We start from the raw sequence: 6,121 nt of genomic DNA, 5'->3' as shown, positions 1-6,121 counted from the left end.
TGATATTTGATAATATGGTTTTAAGTTGTCAACAATAATTCGCATTATTTTCTTTTTACTATTTGTATCCAGCTTAATATATTTTAAACCAATGTTAGAATCGTTGATTCGCATAATCGTTGCAGGTATTTCAATTTCATCAATACATAAATAAACATCCCTGGTATTTAAATTAGCTGGTTTTAAAACTTTTAATTGAGCTCCTAGATTAGAAATATCAATTAGTTTGGCCTGAATATAAGTTTCTTGATCTTTTAAATAAACTTTATATTCTTTATTTATCAAAATTCGTTCTGCATTTCTTAAAATCGGCTTTTGCCAGGCAACGCGTAAAGCTAGAACGATTGCCATTAAGTTATAGCTGCTCCAAATAATATTTAACATGTAAGAGCTCATATATGCTTCATGTGCGATAAGATGAGTAATGGTTATTTTCCAGCTAATGATCGTTAAAATTAAGATAATTAAATGCGGAATCACCATTTTAAATTGAAAATTCTTTTTTTCATGTCGCGTATTTTTAGAAGTCACATTGAATTTTATTTTTATATTTAATAATTCCTTTAAAATTGATAATGAAAGATGGGGTGCCATTATTGTTTCGTAGTAATGAGCCCATTTTAGATTTCTAGTTTTTGGCGAAAGAGTCTTAAATATTAATATTTGTCCTAAAAAATAAGGGAGATAAATCATTATCAGTTTTTCAATATCACAATCTAAAACCGGAATCCCAGTAAGCAAATAAATTAAAGGGCTAATTAGAAAAACCATTTTTTGTAGATTTGCAAACCAGTAAATAGCTCCATCAAGATAAGCTATTTTTTGTGAAAAACTTAATCCTTTATTAAATATTGGATTATAGTGTTTTAAAACTTGCAAGTTTCCACGACACCAGCGATCACGCTGTTTTACTAAATCAGCAAAAGTCATTGCTGAAAGCCCATATACTAATTCTTCATTAATTAACAGTGAATCATATCCATTAGCCTGTAATTGCATTCCTACGGCCATATCTTCAGTAATTGAACAGGTTGGATAACCACCAATAGCTAAAACATATTCCTTTTTAAATACTGCATTGGTTCCAACGTGTAATACGGCGTTTCGGGCTGCTCTAGCTTCTTGAATGTCACGCATAAAAAAGTCTTGTTCATTAGGAATATGTTTAGATAAATTATATTGATACATATCCTGATTGTAATAGACTTGTGGTGTTTGGACAAAAGCTAAATTAGGATTACTAAAATAACCAACAGTGTGCTTTAAAAAGTTTCTAGTTGGAATCATATCAGCATCCAACACAGTAAATAATTTTCCATGAGTATATTTAAGGGCATTATTAATATTACCGGCTTTAGCACCTTGATTATCTTGTCTTGTAAGATAGTTTATTTGATATTGATTACATAGCATTTTCAAGTTTTCACGCCGACCATCATCGCAAACATATATTGCATAACGATCACTAGGATAATCAATATCCATTGCAGCTAGAATTGTCATTTCTAGTAATTCAATTGGTTCATTATATGTACAAATAAGAATATCTACAAAAGGAATTTCACTATCTTTAAATTCGGCTAATGTTTTTTTAGGGTAATGATATTTACCCCAAAACAGATATTGGAAGTTAAAAAAAGAAATTAACCCTAATAATTCAGCCAGATATAGCATTAATCCAAAAATAAAACTTAAAATCCCATGATCAACAGGTATCGCCGTTAGCCGCCAAATGATATAAATAATACAAATTATTATATTAAATCCAATTAGAAATTGTCGATATTTGGTTACTTTGGCCATGATGAAAAAAATAATTAATAATAAACTCATTAATATTGCATAGTACATAACTTAGCTCCTTTGATAAACTTCCCTATTCATTAATATAATAGCGATCTTTCCCGAGTTTTTTAGCATTGTATAGTGCCTTATCAGCATTTTTATATAAACTGTCAAAATCAACAATATCGTGTTCCAAACAAATTTTAGCACATCCTAAGCTAACTGATAGTCCATACGGTAAATAGTTTGTTAGTGTCTTTTTAACATGTAAAATTAAGTCATTTAATTTTTCTTCAATTACAAAATTATCTTTGATTCCGGGTAAAAAAATCATAAACTCATCGCCACCGATTCTTCCAATAATATCTTCTTTTCTAAATTTTTCTTTTAATGCCTGAGAAAATAATTTTAAACATTTATCACCTTCAGGGTGCCCTAATGAATCATTTATTCTTTTAAAATTATCTAAATCACAGATAATCAATAATCCATTTAATTCTTCGCTTAATTTAAGCTCTACCAGTCTTTTAAATTCCTTGCGATTAGTAAGTTTAGTTAATTCATCATAACGTCCACTTTCTTTTTCTTTTTCTAATTCCAGTTTAACAGAAGTTCGCTCAGTTTCTTCGTTTGTTTTATCAATAATAACTCCTAACATTTGATCATTAACAAAATGAATCTTTATTTCTAAAAACTTATCTTTGAATTTAATAATATTTCGGTTATCTTTTTTATTATTCATTTCAATTAAAAACTTTTTAAACGAAGCAATATCCTGTTTAAAATAATCCATTTCTTTTTTAGAAATCCCCAAAACAATATGAATATTATCAGTAAAAAAATCAACATTATATTTATCAGATAATAACTCAAATACTGCAATATTAGTTCCAATTGAATTAACTAATTTATTCATCCGCTCAACTTTATTTATATATATTCTCTTTAAATCACTCATAACATCAATAAGTAAGTTTAGTTCATCGGTTTTACACCGTTTAAATTCATGGTCTAAATTACCTTTAGAAAGATGCTTGATTTCATCTTTAATTATTTCAATATCTTCAAAAACATTTTTTTTCATAATTCTTTTGAAAATTTTAAGAAACATAAAATAAAGTACAAAAACACAAATAACTACAACAATTATACTTTTTAATAGACTGCTATAAGACAAAAATCCAGTATCTAAAGCTACTAAATATACATTATCAAAACTTTTTTTCACTACCACTGATGTTAGTTTTTCATTAATTGTATATATTTTATTTTTTTTAGAATTTAGTTCTTTTAAATCACCAATTCTTTTTAGAAAATCTAAATTAGTATCTAAAAAAGTGGATTCATTATTTTCACTAATACCAATTAGCTGATTTTTATTTATGTCAACTGCCATAAAAATTGTTTCATAATCGGTTGGTATATTTTTTATAGCTCGTTTAATTATAGTATTTTTATCTAATAATTCTTTATCTTTAAGATTGCAATCGATCATCAAATAAGGCAAGTTATTTAGTTTAGTCTTTAACCAGACATGAATAGCAGTTATTGTTTGATTGTTATCTCTAGCAATATAGAACGTGTGTTCTTTATCCTTTTCTTCATTAAATTTAGGTAAAAGAGCTATTTCATCTTGGTAGATATATGGCTGTTTACTAGAAGTAAATTGAACTTGCCCGGCTATATCAAATAAATGTAGATTATTAATAGCAAATGTCTCTTTGATTGTTTGCAATGTTTTATTTTGATTTATCTCATTATTTTCTAATACATACTTGATTGAGTTGGCTTTAACTAGAAAATCATCTTTGATCATCTCTTCCTTTTGGTTATTAGAATCAATATCATTATTAATTATCCGTTCTATATCATCTATTACATCATTTAAATATTTAGAATTATCTTTCCAGTAAAAATCAGCTATTTCATAACTTGCTAAACCTGTAAGAAGTATCGTAATTACAGTAAATAACACCATAAATTTCTTATATATAACTTTCATCTTTACGCCTTCTTTCCAAATATAAAAATTTTATGTTCATTTGATCATGCTTTTTCATTTTTTAAAAGCTGCAAATATGCATCTTTAGAAATTGGTTTTGAATATAAATAACCTTGAGCAAAAACACAGTTATTTGATAATAAAAATTGTTCTTGTCTTAATGTTTCTACCCCTTCAGCAATAAAATTCATTTTTAGATTAGACACCATTTCAATAATTGATTTAGTTGTAGTTATGATTTTATAATCATCTAGATCCATCAAAAAATAACGATCCAGTTTAACCGTATCAAAATTAGCTTTAGTTAATATTTCTAGACCGGACATACCTTTACCAAAATCATCCAGTTCAACTTGACAGCCTAATTGATGAAGGTTGTCAATTAAATCAATTACTGATTTTTCATTTCGATAAAAAGCACTTTCAGTTATTTCAAATGATAAAAAATTAGGATCTAACTGATATTTATTAATAATTTGATTGATTTTATTAAAAATAAGATTTGGTCTTTTTAATTCTATCCTAGATAAATTAATAGAAACTTTTTTTATTTTTAGTTTGTTTTGTAACATTTCTTGCATCTGACTACAAACCATTTCAATAACAATTTCGTCTAATTTAACAATTTTACCACTTAATTCAAGTGATGGAATAAATTCATCTGGTAAAATCAGGGTGCCATCTGCTTTGACCCAGCGAATTAAAGCCTCTACTCCAATTATTTTTTTAGTTTGAATATTATATTTCGGTTGATAATAGACTTCAAATTCATGATTATTAATAGCTTTTTCAAAAGCTGTATTAACTCTCATGTTTTTCAATTGTTCCATTTTTATTTTCATATCATAAAAGGAATAAGTTATATCGGTTTTTCGTACATTGTTTTTAGCTAATAAAGATTCTTCATAAGCTAATTCTAAGCTTTCTTTGATTTTACTGATGCCAATAGCCATAGAAAAAGGTACGATGATCCCTTGAGAAATATCCATTTTAACACGATAAATAAACTTTTTTATTTTACTTTCAAGGATATCTTTTGAATCAGCATTAATGATTGCAACAAAATAATCACTATGTTTACGATAAATTCGATTAGTTAAGGTTTCTTTTTTAAAAGTATGATAAATATATCTTAATAATTCATCACCTTTATACATACCATAGGCGAGGTTAAAAGTATTAAAATCATCGATATCTAATGATATCAAGTAAGAATTTTTTTCTTTTTTTATCGAAAATGTTTTTTCTAAATACTCATAATTTTCACCACCTGTTAATTCATCAATGAATACAGAGTGATAAATTCTTTTTTTATAATGCGAAAAAGAAAGCAAACCAAACACTATGCTAAAAAAAATAATTAATAAAACGATTAACCATATAAACAAAATAAAATACTGCAGTTTATTAGCTGTTAATACCTTATTAATGTTTTTGTATGCATAATCAAATGTGTATAGAATCAAGATTATCAAGAAAATACAAGAGATTGTAATCACGCATCTTTGTAACTTTATATTTTTCATACTTTTACTTTTTTCCATTCAACCAAACCTTTCAATCATTGTTTTATTGTAATAATTTAATAATAGTATTTTTGTAATAAAAAAGAGCAAAAAATAACTACACTGAATTTTTTGCTCTTTTTCATAATCATATCTTTTTTCATAAACATATATACACAAAAAGGGCAGACTTCTCCTTACTAGATAATATTTTCTTTACTGTTAAGCTCCCTTCTTTTCCATTTTATCTTAAATTAATCACAAATATAAAAATAAAAAACATGGCTATTATACTAAATATGACCCCAAAATGCAAATTAATATTTTTTTTATACAAAATTTTTACTGTTATTCATAAACTTAAAATTTAGCTTTTTATAAAAAATCATTCTCTTTTTAACATTTTTTAGTAATAAATTGGTAATTATTGCCATTATAGCTGTAATTTTTATTCTTTTTTTCAAATTTTGAAAAAGACAAAAAAAGAGTAACAACTGATCATTTCATTGTTACTCTTGCTTGTTTTTTATTATATTTCTATTTTCCTAATTAAATATTTAAATGATAAAGATTGTTGATCTAAAATGCCAATTACTTTATTTTCAGTATCATTCATTAAAGGATCATATTTATAGTTATATAATCTTTGTAGACAGCTAACGATAATATGTCTTTGTTTTTCACTACTTGAAAGATCATCATAATCTTCAAAATAAATCATATCTAATGGTACTAAATATTCATATCGATAATATTTTGATTCATTATAAAAATCATCAATCATTTTATCATCAGTAAATAAAAAAAGGTATCCAAAAAACTCCGGACC

The 6,121-nt window shown here is 25.8% G+C and carries 3 protein-coding genes and 1 pseudogene; all 4 read right to left on the bottom strand.

Going from position 1 to position 6,121, the window contains the following annotated elements; all coding sequences use genetic code 11:
• Nucleotides 1–1,851 (bottom strand): glycosyltransferase (locus J7M77_RS15135; protein WP_296880070.1); only part of this gene is annotated, 1,851 nt, incomplete at its 3' end.
• A 25-nt stretch (nt 1,852–1,876) separates the two neighbouring features.
• Nucleotides 1,877–3,787, bottom strand: coding sequence for a GGDEF domain-containing protein (locus J7M77_RS15130; protein WP_296880069.1), 1,911 nt, complete (start codon nt 3,785–3,787; stop codon nt 1,877–1,879).
• A gap of 44 nt (nt 3,788–3,831) precedes the next feature.
• Nucleotides 3,832–5,331: a GGDEF domain-containing phosphodiesterase gene (locus J7M77_RS15125; protein ID WP_296880068.1), complete on the bottom strand. Its 1,500-nt coding sequence runs from the start codon at nt 5,329–5,331 to the stop codon at nt 3,832–3,834.
• A 490-nt stretch (nt 5,332–5,821) separates the two neighbouring features.
• A pseudogene (locus J7M77_RS15120) lies at nt 5,822–6,121 on the bottom strand (hypothetical protein); the annotation flags it as partial.

The sequence above is a fragment of the Thomasclavelia sp. genome (assembly GCF_017889095.1).
In the GTDB taxonomy this organism is placed as follows: Bacteria; Bacillota_I; Bacilli_A; order Erysipelotrichales; family Coprobacillaceae; genus Thomasclavelia.
This window is presented reverse-complemented; position numbering and strand designations above follow the sequence as displayed.

What these genes read in the sequence shown, in the direction of transcription:
- J7M77_RS15125 (WP_296880068.1), bottom strand. Translation starts at nt 5,331, where the DNA reads ATGGAAAAAAGTAAAAGTATGAAAAATATAAAGTTACAAAGATGCGTG.
- J7M77_RS15130 (WP_296880069.1), bottom strand. Translation starts at nt 3,787, where the DNA reads ATGAAAGTTATATATAAGAAATTTATGGTGTTATTTACTGTAATTACG.